The organism is Streptomyces sp. GESEQ-35 (genome assembly GCF_017948485.1).
In the GTDB taxonomy this organism is placed as follows: domain Bacteria; phylum Actinomycetota; class Actinomycetes; order Streptomycetales; family Streptomycetaceae; genus Streptomyces.
Window position 1 is genome coordinate 219,474 of sequence record NZ_JAFFSX010000009.1, and the last position, 17,131, is coordinate 236,604.

General features: G+C 71.0%; 17 protein-coding genes and 1 pseudogene. 9 read left to right on the forward strand and 9 right to left on the reverse strand.

The window, feature by feature from the left end; all coding sequences use genetic code 11:
* Positions 1 to 186 precede the first annotated feature (186 nt).
* Positions 187 to 2,175 (forward strand): FUSC family protein, encoded by a 1,989-nt coding sequence (locus tag KCH87_RS19900; RefSeq protein ID WP_210587508.1) that lies wholly within the window; start codon positions 187 to 189, stop codon positions 2,173 to 2,175.
* Here the strand turns inward: KCH87_RS19900 and KCH87_RS19905 are convergent.
* Entirely contained in the window at positions 2,131 to 2,664 is a 534-nt protein-coding gene (locus KCH87_RS19905) for a helix-turn-helix domain-containing protein (RefSeq protein ID WP_210587509.1), read from the reverse strand. The genes KCH87_RS19900 and KCH87_RS19905 overlap by 45 nt on opposite strands.
* A gap of 96 nt (positions 2,665 to 2,760) precedes the next feature.
* On the opposite strand from KCH87_RS19905, the gene KCH87_RS19910 reads away from it, so the two are divergent.
* On the forward strand, positions 2,761 to 3,186 hold the full coding sequence (locus KCH87_RS19910; RefSeq protein WP_210587510.1) for a nuclear transport factor 2 family protein: 426 nt from the start codon (positions 2,761 to 2,763) through the stop codon (positions 3,184 to 3,186).
* Here the strand turns inward: KCH87_RS19910 and KCH87_RS19915 are convergent.
* Positions 3,179 to 4,129, reverse strand: a complete 951-nt coding sequence (locus KCH87_RS19915; protein ID WP_210587511.1) for an endonuclease/exonuclease/phosphatase family protein — start codon at positions 4,127 to 4,129, stop codon at positions 3,179 to 3,181. The genes KCH87_RS19910 and KCH87_RS19915 overlap by 8 nt on opposite strands.
* A gap of 138 nt (positions 4,130 to 4,267) precedes the next feature.
* Here KCH87_RS19915 and KCH87_RS19920 point away from each other — a divergent pair, with 138 nt between their 5' ends.
* From KCH87_RS19920 to KCH87_RS19935, 4 genes are all read left to right on the forward strand, one after another.
* Entirely contained in the window at positions 4,268 to 5,626 is a 1,359-nt protein-coding gene (locus KCH87_RS19920) for an amidohydrolase (RefSeq protein WP_210587512.1), read from the forward strand.
* Positions 5,627 to 5,741: 115 nt separating this feature from the next.
* Positions 5,742 to 6,911 carry a cytochrome P450 gene (locus tag KCH87_RS19925; protein ID WP_210587513.1) on the forward strand — a complete coding sequence of 390 codons (1,170 nt, stop codon included), beginning with the start codon at positions 5,742 to 5,744 and terminating at the stop codon, positions 6,909 to 6,911.
* A gap of 91 nt (positions 6,912 to 7,002) precedes the next feature.
* Positions 7,003 to 7,692, forward strand: coding sequence for a DUF899 domain-containing protein (locus KCH87_RS19930; RefSeq protein ID WP_210587514.1), 690 nt, complete (start codon positions 7,003 to 7,005; stop codon positions 7,690 to 7,692).
* A 154-nt stretch (positions 7,693 to 7,846) separates the two neighbouring features.
* Positions 7,847 to 8,032, forward strand: coding sequence for a hypothetical protein (locus KCH87_RS19935; RefSeq protein WP_210587515.1), 186 nt, complete (start codon positions 7,847 to 7,849; stop codon positions 8,030 to 8,032).
* Between the two features lie 93 nt (positions 8,033 to 8,125).
* On the opposite strand, the gene KCH87_RS19940 is transcribed toward KCH87_RS19935, so the two are convergent.
* The 3 genes from KCH87_RS19940 to KCH87_RS19950 form a co-directional block, all read right to left on the reverse strand.
* Entirely contained in the window at positions 8,126 to 9,982 is a 1,857-nt protein-coding gene (locus KCH87_RS19940) for an ABC transporter ATP-binding protein (RefSeq protein ID WP_247196504.1), read from the reverse strand.
* Positions 9,983 to 10,172: 190 nt separating this feature from the next.
* Positions 10,173 to 10,616 (reverse strand): hypothetical protein, encoded by a 444-nt coding sequence (locus KCH87_RS19945; protein ID WP_210587517.1) that lies wholly within the window; start codon positions 10,614 to 10,616, stop codon positions 10,173 to 10,175.
* On the reverse strand, positions 10,607 to 11,287 hold the full coding sequence (locus KCH87_RS19950) for an ATP-binding protein (protein ID WP_210587518.1): 681 nt from the start codon (positions 11,285 to 11,287) through the stop codon (positions 10,607 to 10,609). Before KCH87_RS19950 ends, KCH87_RS19945 begins: the two co-directional genes overlap by 10 nt.
* Before the next feature lie 203 nt (positions 11,288 to 11,490).
* Here KCH87_RS19950 and KCH87_RS19955 point away from each other — a divergent pair, with 203 nt between their 5' ends.
* From KCH87_RS19955 to KCH87_RS19965, 3 genes and pseudogenes are all read left to right on the forward strand, one after another.
* On the forward strand, positions 11,491 to 12,351 hold the full coding sequence (locus KCH87_RS19955) for a helix-turn-helix transcriptional regulator (protein ID WP_210587519.1): 861 nt from the start codon (positions 11,491 to 11,493) through the stop codon (positions 12,349 to 12,351).
* Positions 12,352 to 12,627 carry a DUF397 domain-containing protein gene (locus tag KCH87_RS19960; protein ID WP_210587520.1) on the forward strand — a complete coding sequence of 92 codons (276 nt, stop codon included), beginning with the start codon at positions 12,352 to 12,354 and terminating at the stop codon, positions 12,625 to 12,627.
* Between the two features lie 85 nt (positions 12,628 to 12,712).
* Positions 12,713 to 13,259: pseudogene (locus KCH87_RS19965) on the forward strand (SAM-dependent methyltransferase).
* A gap of 16 nt (positions 13,260 to 13,275) precedes the next feature.
* Here the strand turns inward: KCH87_RS19965 and KCH87_RS19970 are convergent.
* The 4 genes from KCH87_RS19970 to KCH87_RS19985 all read right to left on the reverse strand — a co-directional run bounded on the left by KCH87_RS19970 (position 13,276) and on the right by KCH87_RS19985 (position 16,996).
* A complete protein-coding gene (locus KCH87_RS19970) occupies positions 13,276 to 13,884 on the reverse strand; it encodes a dual specificity protein phosphatase family protein (RefSeq protein WP_374199009.1) in 609 nt (202 codons plus the stop codon).
* Positions 13,885 to 13,969: 85 nt separating this feature from the next.
* On the reverse strand, positions 13,970 to 15,457 hold the full coding sequence (locus KCH87_RS19975) for a glutamate synthase subunit beta (RefSeq protein WP_210587522.1): 1,488 nt from the start codon (positions 15,455 to 15,457) through the stop codon (positions 13,970 to 13,972).
* Between the two features lie 144 nt (positions 15,458 to 15,601).
* Positions 15,602 to 16,084: a DUF1772 domain-containing protein gene (locus KCH87_RS19980; protein ID WP_210587523.1), complete on the reverse strand. Its 483-nt coding sequence runs from the start codon at positions 16,082 to 16,084 to the stop codon at positions 15,602 to 15,604.
* A 225-nt stretch (positions 16,085 to 16,309) separates the two neighbouring features.
* On the reverse strand, positions 16,310 to 16,996 hold the full coding sequence (locus KCH87_RS19985) for a DUF2293 domain-containing protein (RefSeq protein WP_210587524.1): 687 nt from the start codon (positions 16,994 to 16,996) through the stop codon (positions 16,310 to 16,312).
* Between the last annotated feature and the right edge of the window lie 135 nt (positions 16,997 to 17,131).

Below are 17,131 nucleotides of genomic sequence, written 5' to 3' on the forward strand. Positions count from 1 at the left end.
CTCGCCCGACGCCTCCCACCGGTGATTGCGTTCATAAAGAACGCGGGTTTCCCGCCTGTCGTCACACCCCAGTAATGCGACCGTTCCATCCCCTCCAACTTCGCGAACTACCCTGGAAACCACACCCCGAAGCCCGGCCACCGTCGCCCGAAGGCAAACCCCCGCCCTCGTCCTGACAGGAGCCCTGTGTCACGCCCCGCGTTCGTCCTGCCGCCCTGGCTCGCCCACACTCTCCGCGCCCAGCGCGGTCCGGTGCCCTGGAGCGCGGTGACCCGGGGAGCACTTGCCGCCGGGCCCCTCCTCCTCACCTCCGTGCTTCTCGACCGCGCCTCTCTCGGCGTCGTCGCTGCCATCGCCGCCATGCTGGCCGGGATCAACGACCGGCCGGGGAGTCGGCGGGCGTCCGTCAGGAGGCTCGGGGTGCCCGCGCTTGCCGGAGCGGCTGGGCTGCTTGTCGGGACGTACGCCGGACAGCACACCGGAGCCCTCGCGCTGACGCTGATCCTCACCGGCCTCGGGCTCGTCGCCGGAGGTGTCAGCGCCACCGGCCCCGTCGCGTCCGGGGCCGGAACGCAACTGCTCGTCGCATCCGCCATCGGGGCCGGGATGCCGCTGCCCGAGCCGGGGTGGCTGCGGGCGCTGGCCTTTCTCGTGGGGGCCGGGTGGCTGCTCGCGCTGAGGCTGGTGCTGCCGACGCCCGGGGCGATCGTCGGCGACTATCGGTTCGACGGGGAGCGGGACGCCGTCGCCGGTGTCTATGACGCCGTGGCCGAACTGCTCGACGCCGCGGGGAGCGAGCACGCCACCTCTCGTCGCGTCTCCCTCACCGCCGCCCTCGACCACGCACAGGATGCTCTCGCCGGGCCCCGGCTGCGGCGGTACGCCAGTTCCTCGGCCGAGCGGCGGTTGCGTGCGCAGTACGCCGCCGCGTTGCCGCTCGCCGAGGCGGCGACCGCGCTGGCCTGGGCCGGGGAGGGCGTGAGCGCGCGTGCCTCCGAGGGGGTGCGTCGGCTCGCCGCCGCCGTACGCGGGAACACGCACACCGGGCCGCTGCCCGCGCCCAACCGGTCCGCGCCCGCCCTGCGCGCCCTTGACGACGCCCTTCTGCACGCCGCCGAGGTGTTCGACCAGGGGGACGGGCGTGACCTGCACACCCGTAGGCGGTCCGGGACAGCGCTCTTCCGTTCCGCCTTCGGGGCCGGCGGGCGTGAGTACGGGCTGCGGGTCGCCCTCTGCTTCGGGGCCAGCGTCGCCATCGCCCAGGCGCTGCATCACGCCCAGTGGTACGGGCAGCACGAGCACTGGTACTGGCTGCCGGCCACCGCCGTCTTCCTCGTCAAGCCCGACCTCGGGCCGCTCGTCTCGCGGGTACTGTGCCGGGCCGCGGGGACGGTCCTCGGCGCTCTCGTCTTCGCCGGGTTGGCTGCTGTGCTGCCCCAACCCGGCGGGCTCATCGCGCTCGTGGCCCTCAGCGGTGCCCTCATTCCCGTCGCCACGCGCCACTTCGCCGCCCAGACCGCCGTCGTCACCGTTCTCGTCCTCGCCCTGGTGATGGTCGGCGGTGAGCCCGCGGCCGCCTGGAGCCGCATCGGCGAGACACTGCTGGCCTGCGCCATCGTGCTGGTGGTGGGCCATCTGCCGATGCCGGGGCAGCGGGGCGGCCGAGTCCGGGCCCGGCTCGCGGTGGCGGGCGATGCCGCGCACGCCTACCTGACGCACGTCCTGGGCGAGTCCGCCGCCCCAGCGGTGCGTGCCGTGAGCGAGCCCGCTGCGCCGGCGACGCGTATCCCGAGCGAGCCTGCCGCCCCGGCAACCCGCATCCCGGGCAAGCCCGCCGCCCCGTCCCCGCGCCGGTCCGACGCCCGCCTCCTCCGCTGGACGCTTCGCCGCGAGGCCTACCGCACGCTCGCCGAAGCCCGTACCGCCATCGCCCTCGCCGCGGCCGAACTCCCCGCCCTCGCCCGGCACTCGGAGGGCGCGGACGAGATCGTCGCCGTGCTCGAACGGATCGTCGACACGACCACCGCGTGTGCCGTGCACCTGGACGACTCCGGCCGGCTCACCCCGCGGCACACCGACCGCCTCGCCGCCCTTCTCGACGAACTCGCCGCGCACCGGGAGCGGGTGGGCCTACCCACCGGCCGACCCACCCCCGAGCTGCCCGTCGCCGTCTAGGACGTCAAGCACCGTGTGCACCAACGCCGTCCCCGGTCCCGTCTCCCCGCCCGGCCCCGGCACATGCCTGACCGCCTCCGGCACCAGCTCGCCCCCGCACCGCGAGCATGTCACCCGCGCCTCGGCCGCATGCCCGCACGTCTCGTGCACCAGCCTCAACGGAGGCCCTGCCACCGCCCGGTGCCGGTCGCCCCACGTCATCAGCGTCAGGACGACGCCGTACAACTCCCGTCCTGCGTCGGTGAGTTCGTACTCGTACCGGGTGGGCCGCTCCTGGTACGCCACCCGCTCCACGATCCCCTCGGCGACCAGATGGTCCAGCCGGTCCGCCAGGATGTTCGTCGCGATGCCCAGGTCGGCGCGCAGATCCTCGTAGCGGTTCAGGCCGAGGAAGAGGTCGCGCAGGATCACGACCGTCCACTGGTCCGCGACGACGGCGGCGGCCCGCGCCACCGAGCAGTGCATCCGCGCGAAACGCTCACCTCTCATGCCGTCAGGGTAGTTCCTTGCGGTCGGCAAGCGACCCGCCTAGCCTCTTCGTAGAGGGTCACTTGCAAAGAGCAAGTGATCGGTCTGGAGGTGCCCATGTACCACGCCATCGTCCGCCGCAAGGTCCGCACCCTCTGGCGTACCGTCGGCAGCGGCGGGTACCGGCAGGCCGTCGCACTCGCCGCCCCTGACGTGCACTTCCGCTTCATCGGCGACACTCCGATGAGCGCCGACCTCCGCGGCCGGGACGCCTTCGCCGCCTGGTTCGAGCGGTTCGAGGAGATCTTCCCGGGGCTCCGGCTCACCCTCCAGGACGTCGCCGTCCAGGGCCCGCCCTGGAACACCACCGTCGCCACCCGGCTGCACATCCGCGGCACGCTCGCGGACGGCAGTCCGTACGAGAACGAGGCCATGCAGTGGGTACGGCTGCGCTGGGGGCGGATGGTCGAGGACATCGTCCTGGAGGACACGCTGCGGCTCGACCGGGCCTACCGGACGCAGACCGCCGCCCTCGCTAGCTGACCCGCACCCACACCGGCGCATGGTCCGACCCCGGCTCCCCGCGCCGCTCGGCAGGGTCCGGCCCCACGGACGGCAACCACGGCATGGCCGAACGGCCGGGCCCCGTCTTCGCCTCCGTCACACGGCGCACCAGCCGATGGCTCACCAGCACCTGGTCGATCAGCTCCCGCCGCCCGGAGTTGATGCGCGAGAAGCGCTGCTCGGCCGGTATGAGCGGGGCCACGTTCCACAGGCGGGCCGCGTCTCCGTTGTCGGTCGCCTTGAATCCGGGCGTGCCGATCTCGGAGCCGGGCGGGCCGAGCAGGATCTGAGTGGTGGCCGCCTGCACCTCGTCGTTCAGATCGCCCAGTACCACCACGTCCCGCTCACGGCCGTCGCCCGCGAGCAACTCGTCCGCGAGCGCACGCAACGCCGTCGCCTCAGCCGTCCGCCGGTACAGCGCGTACGCCCCGAACCGCGCCCGCTCGCCCTCGTCGCGCGCGTGGAAGCGGCCACCCGGGTACGTCAGCAGCTTCGACTTCAGATGGCAGACCGCCGCCCGCAGCGGGCCCGCCTCCGTCGTCGTCTCCACCGCCAGGAAGCCGCGGCCGGCCTTCGACACGACCGTGCCCTCGTCGTCTACCTGCACCGGGCGCAGCTTCACCGGGAACGCCGTCGTGTCGGCCAGTACCTCCAGCGGCGTACGGCTGAGGAAACCGACCCGGATGCCCCGGCTGTCGGCGTGCCGGGAGAGCGCGGTGTGCCAGGTGCCGCCCACCAACGCCAGCAGGTCCCGCAGCGCCTCGTCCTCCCCGACCTCCTGCACGCCGAGCAGCGTCGGTTCGAACCCCGTGATCACGGCGGCCAGGGAGCGGAGCTTCGTCTTGTACTCGGCCTTGTCCCTGGGACCGGACGGGCCGCCGGGCAGAAAGAGGTTCTCCAGGTTCCAGGTGCCGATGATCATGCCGGGCTCCTTTCCAGAAGCCGTGTGGGCGGCTGTGGTGTAGCCAGGGTGACGGCCCGGGGCCGCCCGGCGACAGGGTCGCGACGGGATGCGCGGTTCGGCTCACGCCAGCGCACGACACCGTCGTACGTTGGCCCAATGACGCCTTCTCCCGCGGAAGCTGATCTCATCATCACCGGGTGCACCGTCCTCGTGCACGACGATCACGAGCGGATCGGGTTCGAGGAAGATGCCGCCGTCGTCGTTCGGGACGGGCTCGTCGAGGCTGTGACCAGCGCCGCCGAAGCCGTCGGCCTGGCGGCCCGCGAACGGATCGACGCGCGCGGCCAGGTCGCCATGCCCGGGCTCGTCAACTGTCATACGCACGCCCCGATGGTCGCCCTGCGCGGCGTCGCCGAGGACCTGCCGACCGACGAGTGGTTCAACGACGTCGTCTGGCCCGTCGAGTCCAACCTCACCGAGAAGGATGTGGAGTTGGGGGCGCGGCTCGCCTGTGCCGAGATGATCCGCGGCGGTGTCACCTGCTTCGCCGACCACTACTTCGCCATGGACGCGGTCGCCGCCGTCGTCGACGAATGCGGGATCAGGGCTCATCTCGGTGAGGCCTTCTTCTCCTCCCAGGGTCCTCAAGGGCGGGAGAAATCCCTGGATTTCGCGCTACGGAACAGGGGCGGTGCCGGCGGCCGTATCACCACCACCCTCGCCCCGCACGCCCCCTACACCGTCGACGACACCGACCTCGCCGCCACCGCAGCACTCGCCCGCGAACACGGCCTCCCCGTCCATATCCACGCCTCCGAGAACCGCGACCAGGCCGACACCAGCCTCGCCCGCCACGGCCGTACTCCCATCGAAGTCCTCGCCGGCACCGGGCTCCTCGACACCGACCTCCTCATCGCCCACGGCACCGGCATCCTCGACCGCGACCTGCCCGTCCTGGAGCGCGCCACGGGACGTGTCGCCGTCGCGACCGCACCGCGCGGCTATCTCAAGTTCGCCTGGCCCGACACCACCCCTGTCCGCGCGCTGTACGACATCGGCATCCCCGTCGGACTCGCCACGGACGGCGCCGCCTCCAACAACTCCCTCGACGTATGGGAGTCGATGGCGCTCACCGCCCTCATCCAGAAGTCGACCGAGGGCGACCCACGCTGGCTGACGGCCCGTCAAGCCCTGCACCACGCCACGCTCCAGAGCGCCCGGGCGGTCGGGCTGGGGCAGTCGGTCGGCAGCATCGCCCCCGGCCGCCGCGCCGACATCATCCTCGTCGACCTCACCGGCCCGCACACCCAGCCCGTCCACGACCTCGCCGCGACCCTGGTGCACAGCGCCCGCTCCGCCGACGTCCGCACGACGATCGTCGACGGACGGATCCTGATGCGCGACCGCGAGCTGCTGACCCTCGATGTGCCGGGTGTCGTAGGGGAGTTGGGGGAGCGGCTGCCCGCGCTTCTGGACCGGAGCCATGGCAAGCGGATCCAGGAGTACGACACGTGAACGCTCCGCTGGGGGTGCCGCGATGGGTTGTCGGTTGTGTGCGGCGTCGTCGTGGCTGGGCGCGCAGTTCCCCGCGCCCCTTCGGGGCGCGCCCAGCCTGCCTAGGCTGATCCGCATGGATCTCGCCGATGGCCTTATCGACCACCCGTACGACGTCTACCGGCGCCTGCGTGACACCGCGCCCGTGCACCGTATCGCCGGCCCCGACGGCACTCCCGCGTGGCTCGTCACCCGGTACGACGACGTGCGCGCGGCCCTCGCCGATCCGCGGCTGTCCCTGGACAAGCGGCATGCCACGGCGGGCACCTACAAGGGGTTCTCGCTGCCGCCCGCGCTGGACGCCAACCTCCTCAACATGGACCCGCCCGACCACACCCGCGTCCGCCGCCTGGTCGGCCGGGCCTTCACCACACGTCGTATCGAGCAGCTGCGTACGCCTGTCCGGCGCACCGCCGACCAACTCCTCGACGCGCTCGGCCCGCACGGCACCGCCGACCTCGTGGCCGCCTACGCCGCGCCACTGCCGATCACCGTCATCTGCGATCTGCTCGGTATCCCGGACCAGCACCGCCTGGACTTCCGCGTCTGGACCGACACACTCGTCGCCCCGGATCCGGCCGCACGGCCCGAGGCCGCCAAGGAGGCGGTGGTGGCCATGCTCGGCTACTTCACCCAACTCCTCGCGGACAAGCGACGCGAGCCCGCGGACGACCTGCTCTCCGACCTGATCGCCGTCCGCGATGAGGGCGACCGGCTCAGCGAGGACGAGCTGATGTCCCTCGCCTTCCTCATCCTCTTCGCCGGCTACGAGAACACGGTGCAGCTCATCGGCAACGCCGTGCTCGCCCTGCTGCAACACCCCGAGCAACTGGCCGACCTGCGCAAGGACATGTCGCAACTCCCTGGCGCAGTACAGGAGTTCCTCCGCTACGAAGGTCCCGCCCTGCTCGCCATCCGCCGCTTCCCTGTCGAGGACGTGACCATCGGCGGCGTCACCGTCCCCGCCGGCGAAACGGTCTGGGTGTCCCCGTCCGCCGCGGACCGCGATCCGGCCCGCTTCCCCGACCCCGACCGCCTCGACCTCGGCCGCGACGCCTCCGGCCACCTCGCCCTCGGTCATGGCATCCACTACTGCCTCGGGGCGCCGCTGGCCCGCGCCGAGACCGAGATCGCCCTGGCCGCGCTGTTGGAGCGGTTCCCGGAACTGGCGCTCGGTGAGGGCGAGTTGCGGTGGCGGCCCTCGCTGCGCGCCCGGGGTCTGGTCGCGCTTCCGGTGACGTACTGAGAAACCGAGAAAAAAATCTTCGCGAGCCGCGATGAGTTCCGCGCTTCCCTCCGGTCACCACCCAGAACGGGACCGTTGTACAGGAGGAGCCATGTCGCTTCCGGAGATTGTCTCGCGCGAACAGTGGCGCGCGGCGCGTGAGGAACTGCTGATCAAGGAGAAGGTCATCACGCGCGCGCGGGACACGCTCAACGCGCAGCGGCGCGGGATGCCCATGGTCGAGGCCGACACGGAGTACGTGTTCGAGGGCGGCGACGGCAAGGCCACGCTGTTGGACCTCTTCGAGGGCCGGTACCAACTCGTCGTCTACCACTTCATGTTCGCGCCCGAGTGGGACGCCGGCTGCCGCAGCTGCTCGGGCTTCCTGGACCAGATCGGCCATCTCGCGCATCTGCACGCGCGCGGGACGACGTTCGCGGCCGTCTCCAGGGCGCCGTACACGAAGATCCTGCCGTTCAAGGCGCGGATGGGGTGGACGCTGCCCTGGTACTCGTCGTACGGCAGCGACTTCAACCATGATTTCGAGGCGACCCTGGAGCACGAGGGGGAGCTCTCCGAGCGGCCCGGCGTCAGCTGCTTCCTACGGGACCGCGACCGTGTCTTCCACACCTACTCGACGTATGAACGAGGCCTCGACGGGCTCGGCTCCACCACCAGCCTGCTGGATCTGACCGCGCTGGGGAGGCAGGAGGAGTGGGAGGAGCCCAAGGGACGCGCGTCCGCTCTCGGTGCGCCTGCCGGCAGTGAGCGCATTCGGTATCACGACGAGTACGAAGACTGACGCAGAGAGTGACAGTTGCTTCGAATTAGTGAACGAGTCCTCACGCTCTGCGGTGGACGAGTGTCAACTATGTCTCAGTACCGTCACTTCGCGAGGCGTTCACCCCGACTTTGGCGTTTAACTCTATGAGTCAGCGCTACATGGAGGTGGCAGGGTGAACGGGCGAACAGTGCTTGAGCGCTTTCCCGCAGGTGGACCGCGAGGTTCCTGGCCGGCGGAGGAGTTCGCACAGGCGCAGCGTCGGAAAGGCCTGCCCGCGGAGGTCGTGATGGACCTCGCCACGGACACGTTCCTGGTGATCGTGCGGGGCGGCGACGCCATCACTGACATCGCAGCGTGACGGTGCGGTACAGCGCCCCGTAAGGGGCGCGGGGAACTGCGCGACCAGCCCCCACCGGCCCGCAGCAAGCGAACCGCATATCCAGCGGAGCGCCTAGCTCGCCTTCGGTACCCGCGTCGTGAACTGTTCCGCCTGGAGGGAGTACAGCTCCGCGTAGACGCCGCCGGTGGCGAGCAGTTCGTCGGGTGTGCCCGACTCCACGAGCCGGCCCTGGTCGAGGACGTGCACCAGGTCCGCATGGCGTACGGACGCCAGTCGGTGCGTGATGAGGATGACCGTCTGGCCGGTGGAGGCCAGGGCGCGGATCTTCTCGAAGACCTCCAGTTCGGCCCGCGCGTCCAGGGCCGCCGTCGGCTCGTCGACGATCAGGATGTTGCCGCGCCGGTAGGCCGCCCGTGCGATCCCGAGCCGCTGCCACTGGCCGCCGGACAGCTCGTGCCCGCCGCTGAAGTGCCGGGCCAGCAGGGTGTCCAGGCCGCGCGGCAGGTCGGCGACCACGTCCTCGGCGCCGGCCTCGGCGAGGGAGGCGGCCATGCGTTCCTCGGTGAGGGGAGCGGAGGAGCGGCCGACGGCCACATTCACCCGGGCCGTGAACGGCCAGCGCTTGAAGTCCTGCGCCACCATCGCGATGCGCTCGGCGAGTTGGTGCCGGTCCGCGCCCGCCGCGTCGACGCCGTCCCACAGGATCCGGCCCCCGTCCGGGATGTACAGGCCCGCGAGCAGCTTCACCAGGGTCGTCTTGCCGGAGCCGTTCTCGCCGACGAGCGCCACGATCCGGCCGAGCGGGATGGTGAGCGTGACATCGTCCAGGGCGGGGCGGGTGGACTCACCCGGGTAGCTGAACGTGACCTTCTCGAAGTGGATCTCGCGTGGTTCCTCGGGCAGGGCGTCACCGCCGACCGGGATCGCCCGTTCGGCCGCCTCGACGTACAGCCGTTGCAGATCGCCCACGAACAGCGCCTCCTCGTGCAGCGCGTTGACCTCCAGGACGAGGGTGTCGAGGCTGGAGGAACCGGTACGGATGGCGATCACGGCCGTGCCCGCCACCGACAGGGCCATCGCCCCGGCGAGCAGCAGACCGCCGAGCGTGGCGTACGTCGCCACCATCGCGAGGCCCGTCCAGGCCGCCGCGAACAGTCCCGTACGGGCCGCGAGCCGCGCCAGCCGTGCCTGCTCCGCCTCCGCCGTCTCCGCCATCGCCCGGTAGTGGCGCAGCAGGAACGGGCCGACACCGTGCAGCCGGATCTCCGGTGCCGCGGCGGGCTCGGTGAGCAGCTCGCTGATGAGGTGCCCGGCACGGACGTGCTGCACCCAGATGTGGAACGACTCGTACCGGCGCCGTGCGTTCGTCAGTGCACTCCACGCGCTCGGCAGCGTCATCGTCGCGAGGAGGGGCAGCAGGGCCGGATGCAGGACGGTCAGGACGCCGGCCGCCGCGATCAGCGAGATCATCGCGTTCACCACCCGGGTGCTGTACGAGATCATGCGCCGGGCCGACTGGGCGCCGTACTTGGCGGTGTCCAGCAGCTTGTGGAAGGTGTGGTCCTCGATCGCGGCCAGCTCCACGGCCGCCGCCCGTTCCAGATACCGCTCGGTGGCCACCCGCTCCACCTTCGGCTCAAGACGCCCGGTCGCATACGTGGACGCCGCCCGCAGCAGTGCCGATACGAACATCACGGCGGCCACCGTGACCAGCGCGGGCACGGCACCGCGCAGCCGGTCCCCGATGGCGCCGCCCGACAGTAGCCGGCCCAGCACATTGTTGACCGCGAGCAGACTCACCGCCTGCGCCAGGCCCCGGCTCACCTCGGCGGTCAGTACGGTCCGCGCCGCCCGCCGGTCGGCCTGCCAGGCCAGCCGGAAACTGGATGTCAGCATGCCGGGCAGCCGGGCCACCATGGCGCGGAAGTTCAGCTCCAGGAACGCGTCGCGATGCTGGTTCCAGCCCATGTCGTAGCGCAGCGGGCCGCCGAAGAGCAGCTGCTCCGACTCGGAGACCCCGGGTTTTTCCGCATCGCGCTTGTTGCTGACCACCGTGGACCTCCCCCGGACGTGGACGACGGCCACTATCGCGGGACGTATGCCTACGGGGGAGAGCGCAGACGAGAGAGGCAGGAGCGCGCGGGCGTACGCCCTGTGCCTACGCGGTCACCGACCGCGACCAGACGGGGGTCGTGCCCGTCACCCGGCACAGGGCCAGATACAGCGGGATCGGCGGGGTGTACGGCAGCTTGCCGTCCGGCCGGTGGATCAGGCCCGGCGCCTGCGGGGCGTCCGGGATCAGCGCGCCCGTGGCATACCGCACGGGGGCCGGCCACTCCAGGGCGTAGTCGGAGTCGGACGGGACGATCCACCACCAGTGCGCCTCGTCGGCGTAGACGCAGCCCACGCGGGGCAGCCGGGGCAGCACCAGCGGGCCGAGGCGGGCGGGTACCGCCACCGCGTCGCAGCCGAGGGGGGCGGTCATGCCCTCGGGGACGAGCAGCCGCCGGGGTGCGTTGGGGGTGTGCAGCCCGCGTTGGAGGCGGACCAGCGTGTCCAGGGTCAGCGCCCGGCCGGCGCCGAACCCAGCGCCTACAGCCATTCGGCACCCGCCCCGTATCCGTCGTGGGGACGCGCCGTGAGGCCGTGGCGCTGTTGCGCTTCGTGTCCGTCGCACCTCTCGTGCCGGTCGGCCTTCTCCTCGCCGCCGGTCGAGCCGCCGGACGGGCCCGGCTTCGGAGGGGCTCCCCAGCCGAGGTCGTTGCGCGGTCCCGGGATGTCCTCGGGGGTCTCGCGCGGCAGTTCCGCCCAGACCAGCAGGCCGAGGCCGTGTTCCTGGGCGCCCCAGGCCCGGCACAGCGCGTCGACGAGGAACAGTCCCCTCCCGTGCTCCTCCTCGGACCGCCCGCAGGCCGGGTGGGGCTCACTCGGAGCGCAGCCCTCGTCGCGGACGGCTATGCGCACCAGGTCCTCGCCGTCGTGCAGTTCGCACACTATGTGGGTGCTCGCGGTGTGCACGATCGCGTTGGTGACCAGCTCGGAGACCACCAGGACCGCCGAGTCGCAGGTGTCCTCACCCACCGACCAGCCGGTCAGCCGGGCGCGCGTCAGACGTCTCGCCTGTGCGGGAGAACCCGGATGTGCGGCCAGCTCGAAGCGGAACCGGCGCTCGGCAGCGGCCCCACCTGGACCGACTCCCGCGGCACCGCCCAGCCCGAGAGGGCCTGTGGCGGCGTCTGTTCCTAAAGGCGCGGACGGAATCACGCTTGCCACTATCGCCCCGCCGTGAACACTTGGCAAGTGTCACTCTGAAAATTGCAGAGTGCTGTGTGACGCCGTCGAGGGCCGTGGCACACTGCTCGCAACAGCACGTTGAGCGGCGCCACTTGAGACCACCGCAGGTCTGACCAGATCTTCGAATAGGTCTTCGAATGGCGCCGCCGGGCTGTCAGGATTCTTTTTTGTGGAGGTGGAGCGTGAGCGAGCCGCGGTCCGCGCCGACGGTCGGCCAGGTCGTCCTCGGCCGGCGCCTCCTCGACCTGCGGGAACGTGCGGGCCTCAAGCGTGAGGAAGCCGCCCGTGTCCTCCGCGTCGCCCCCGCCACCGTCCGCCGCATGGAGATGGCCGAGGTCGGGCTCAAAATCCCGTATCTCCAGCTGCTGCTGAAGTCGTACGGCGTCTCCGAGGAGGAGGCGGACGCCTTCGTGCAGTTGGCCGAGGAGGCCAACAAACCCGGCTGGTGGCAGCGCTTCCACGACATCCTGCCCGGCTGGTTCTCCATGTACGTCAGCCTGGAGGGCGCGGCCGCCCTGATCCGCGGTTACGAACCGCACTTCGTCCCCGGTCTGCTCCAGACCGAGGACTATGCCCTCGGGGTCCTGAAATCGGGCGCCATCGGCCAGACCCGGCCCGAGGACATCGAGCGCCATGTCGCGCTGCGCATGCAACGCCAGGATCTGCTCACCCGTCCCGACGCCCCTCGCTTCTGGGCGGTGATGGATGAGACCGCCCTGCGTCGCCCCATCGGGGGCCCGGAGGTGATGCGTGCTCAGATCGACAAGCTGCTCGAGGTCACGAAGCTGCCCAACGTGACGCTTCAGGTCGCCCCGTTCTACAGCGGGCCGCACCCCGGCACGTACGGGCCCTTCGTGCTGTTCCGATTTGCCATGCCCGAACTCCCGGACATGGTCTACAGCGAGTACCTGACCGGCGCCGTCTATCTCGACGCGCGTGAAGAGGTGGCGACCCACCTCGAGGTCATGGACCGCATGGCGGCGCAGGCCGCTACGGCACATCGCACGAAGGAGATCCTCCGGGATTTCCGCAAGGAGCTGTGAATGGAACGCATCAAGTCCCAGCCCAGGCCGCGGATCCGCGCTGAGCGGATCTACAACGGCATGCCCGCCCGGGAGCTGGGCAGCGAGGGCTGGCACAAGCCGTGGAGCGGCGGCAATGGAGGCAACTGCCTGGAAGCGATGAAGCTCGCCGACGGCCGGATCGCCGTACGGCAGTCCACCGACCCCGACGGGCCGGCACTGATCTACACCTCCGACGAGATGACGGCGTTCATCGAGGGCGCGAAGGCGGGGGAGGCGGATTTCCTGTTGTCCTGACTTTGTCTTGTGATTTGGTTCATCAACTTCCCTAAATTGGTACTGACTTGATTACTTTCTGTCCCACATGCTTACGGGGTGCCGTATGACCGGCCAGGACACCGGCCGCAACGCCGTCGAGATCGACACCGGCAGACCGCATCCCGCGCGGATGTACGACTGGTATCTCGGCGGCAAGGACAACTACCCGGTCGACGAGGCCATGGGCCGCCAGATGCGCTGGCCCAGCACGGCATACGGCAGTTCCTGGACGTCGGCACCGGCATCCCGACCGAGCCGTGCTCGCTCACGCCGGGGCCCTGCTGCACTTCGTTCCGGACGAGGACGGCGCCCACGAACTGGTCGGCCGGCTGCTGTCCGAGCTGCCGTCCGGCAGCTTCCTGACGGTCACTCATGCCACCGCCGACTTCGCCCCGGAGGAGTCGAAGGCGGCGGTGGAGAAGCTGGGGGCCGCGGGCGTGACGCTGGCCCTGCGCTCACGCGAGGAGTTCGGCCGCTTCTTCGACGGTCTCGAACTGGTCGAGCCCGGCATCGAGTTGCCGCATCAGTGGCACCCCGAGCTGGGTGAGCCGGTGCCCGGGCAGGACGACGGGGTCATTCCCGGGTACGGGGCGGTGGGGCGTAAGCCGTAGCAGGCTGGGGAGTTGCTCAGAACAGGGAAGCCATGCGACGCGGCGCGTCCACCAGACGGCTGACGACCACCGCCGGCACCGGCGGCTGCTCCGCCTTGTCGGGGCTGAGGTTCAGCCCGTAGTGGATCTGCTCGATCGACGGCGGTCCGACCGCGAGGTTGCGCCGGACCGCCTGCGTCGACGACTCCTCACCGGTCTGCACGAGGTAGGCCGCCGCCATCGTGCCCGTACGGCCGGCTCCCGCGGCGCAGTGCACGAACACCGGCCCGGACGCGTTCGCGACGATGCTGAGCAGATGCTGGACCTGCTTGGGCGCCGGCGTCTGCCCGTCACGGATGGGAAGGTGTACGGCGTTCAGCCCGGCCTTGCCGGGTGCGGCGAGCTGGGCCGCGCTCAGGTCCTCGGCGCGCAGGTCGATGACGGTGGTGAAGCCCATGCTCGCCAGCGCCCGGTACCCGGCGGGGGAGGGGGCGGCGCCCCGCCACAGCTCTCCGTCGGGGTCGACCGGCTGGAAGTTGTGGACGCCCTGGACGGTACGGGTTCCCGCAGGTGCCGGGGTCTCCGCCCGAGAGGAGCCGGTCGCGGAACTCCCCGTCGTAGTCGTCCTCCAGAACCACCCCGCCACGCGCGCGTGCCAGATATCCGGTGAGCGCCTCCCGCAACTCGCGCCGCCCGGCCGGATCGCCTGAACCGCACCCCAGGTCCAGCCTCTACACGACCATCGGCCGGTCATACGGCCCGATCGGCGCCGGCAGCCGCGAACTCCCCGTCAGATGACGGTCGACGGCCGCCGCCACCGCCCGTCCCTCCGCGATCGCCCACACGATCAACGACTGCCCCCGCGCAGCGTCCCCGGCGGCGAACACACCGGGGACGTTCGTGGCGAAGTCGGCATCCCGTGCGACCGTGCCCCGAGGCTCCATCGCCAGCCCCAACTGGTCGACGAGCCCGTCTCCCCGATCGGGCCCGGAGAAGCCGAGCGCGAGCAGCACGAGGTCGACGGGCAGCGCCCGCCCGGTCCCCGACAGCGGCCGCCGCTCCGCGTCCACCTCGACCAGATGCAGCGACCGCACATGCCCACTGTCGTCGCCGGTGAAGCGGAGCGTGGACGCCGCGAACAGCCGCGCGTCCGCATCCGCCGCCGGCGCCGTCCGCAGCTCACCGGCCTCCTCGTGCGCGGCCGACAGCCGGTAGATCTTCGGATACGTGGGCCAGGGCTCGGCGTCGTCGTCCCGCTCGCCGCCGGGCTGTGCGTAGATGTCCAACTGCGTGACGGACGCGGCGCCTTCTCGCACCGCCGTGCCCAGACAGTCCGCCCCGGTGTCACCACCACCGACGATGACGACATGCTTCCCGGCCGCCGACATCGGCGAGGACTCCAGATCCCCCTCGCACACCCGGTTGGCCAGCGGCAGATACTCCATGGCCTGCTGAATTCCGGCCAACTCCCGCCCCGGCACGGTAAGTTCTCGCCACGCGGTCGCTCCCGTGGCGATCACTACGGCGTCGTACCGTGCCCGCAGCTCCGCGGCACCGATGTCCCGCCCGGCCGCCGTCGACGTACGGAACTTCGTGCCCTCGGCCCGCATCTGCTCCAGCCGCCGCTCCAGATGCCGTTTCTCCATCTTGAACGCGGGGATGCCGTACCGCATCAGCCCGCCCAGCCGGTCGTCCTTCTCGTACACGACGACCGTATGACCCGCCCGGGTCAGCTGCTGTGCGGCGGCGAGCCCGGTGGGCCCCGAGCCGATCACCGCGACCGTCCGCCCGGAGAGCCGGTCCGGCGGCCGCGGCGGCGCGAACCCCTCCTCCCAGGCCCGGTCGGCGATGGCGCACTCGACGTTCTTGATGGTGACCGCGGGCTGGTTGATGGCCAGCACACAGCCGGCCTCGCAGGGCGCCGGACACAACCGGCCGGTGAACTCGGGGAAGTTGTTGGTGGCGTGCAGCCGGTCGGCTGCCGCCCGCCAGTCCTCCCGGGAGACGAGGTCGTTCCACTCGGGGATCAGATTCCCGAGCGGACACGCCTCGTGGCAGAACGGGACCCCGCAGTCCATACACCGGTCGGCCTGCTTGCTGATGATGGGCAGCAACGCCCCCGGGACATACACCTCGTCCCAGTCCCGGACCCGCTCCTCGATGGGCCTGCGGGGCCATTCCTCGCGGGGCGTCGTCATGAAACCCTTGGGATCGGCCATGGCCGTCTTCCTCAGATACGCGTGCGACAGGCCGTGCGTCATCGGGCGGCACTCTTTCGGCCACGATACGTCCCTCCGGCCACACCCGCAGAGTGCGGGACAGCGCTTTCTCCCGGGGTTCCGTGCGGCATGGCACGGGCTGCCTCAGGCGATGGCCAGCACGTACGACACCGCCGCGGCGGCCGAGGCGACCGTGCGGACGTGATTCCACGCGGTCCACTCGCGCACATACGTCGTCCAGTACGCGGCCGCCTCCGGAGTGCCCGCGTCCAGTTTGAGCAGGGCGTCGTTGCGCGGCACGTTCGCGACCATCGTCAGCCCGAACGAGCCGAACAGATACAGCCCGCTGCCCAGCAGCAACTCCACGGTGCCCTCGTCCGGCCACAGCACGAACGTCACCACCGCGATCACCGCGCACAGCACGGCCGAGCCGATGAACACCAGCATGAAGGGCGGCCGCAGCGCGGCCACGTTGATCGCCTTCATCGCGGCGACACCCTGCGCGGGCGGCAGCGCGGCCAACCCCCGCATCACAAAGGTCGAGAACGCGCAGAAGACCCCGGCCACCAGCCCGGTCCCCACCACACCCAGCGCCGTCAGCACGAAGTACGGCCCGTCGATCGCCATCTCAACATCAACTCCCGCGTCGGCCGAGATCCTGCCCGGCACCATCCGTCACCACAAGTGAAACCCCGTACGAGATCAGTGACCATGGCCGATCCGCGCGACGACATACGCGAGAGTCCAGAGCCCGATCCCACTCTGAGCCGTCGGCCGACCCCCGGCTCGTCGACACCTGCTCACCGGCAGTGGGAAGGCGCCGAACGACCGCACCCCCACTCCCACCCGACCTCAAGCCACCTCCGCCCGCCAAGCCCCCAGCCTCTCCTCCACGACCGCCGCGATCCGCCGCCGCGCCTCATGTCGCGGAACCCCGCTCATCAGCAGTTGGTCGTACGGCGTGTCCACATGCCGCACGGACGCCACGACCGCCGACGTCACCGCCCCCTCGGACAGCGCCCGTCCCGCCGCACTCCGCCCCACCCGTCCGCTGCCGCGCACGGACGCATGTGCCGCGACCTCCCACGTCCGCTCCTGAGGGCAGCCGGGAAACAGCCGCCGTATCTCGGCCGCGAACGCCGCTGTGAACCGCAGGTCCTCCGCCGCCCGCCGCGCGGCGTCCCGCACCCGTCGCCGCCGCCGTGCCTCCGCGTCCACCAGGCACCGCTCCTCGGCCCGGGCGAGCGCCTCCTCCTCGACCAGGACGCCCTGCCGCTCGTACCGACTCCTGCGCCGGTTGAACCGCACGACCACCGCCGACAGCCCACTCTCCTCCCGCGACCTACGCGTCAACGCCGTGTCACCGCGCGGCAGAAATACCAGATGCCCGAGGTCGGCACAGTCGAGACAACGTGGCGCACCCTCCTCCAGGACGAGCAGAGGCAGTGGCCCGCGGTGACATGCCGAGCAGCTCCGTCTCTTGATCGGCTGGAAGACCAGAAGCCCGGCGCGGCGCACGGGAGTTGCAAGGGGTGCCATATGCGGTTCATTCCCTCTGATGCCCCGCGACCCACGCCGGATTTCCGCCCGTCGTCACCGTTCCTACGCGCTGTGCCCAAATGCCTCCCCGGGGTCTGTGACCGTGCCACCCCGCAGGCCGCGACCATGCCACCC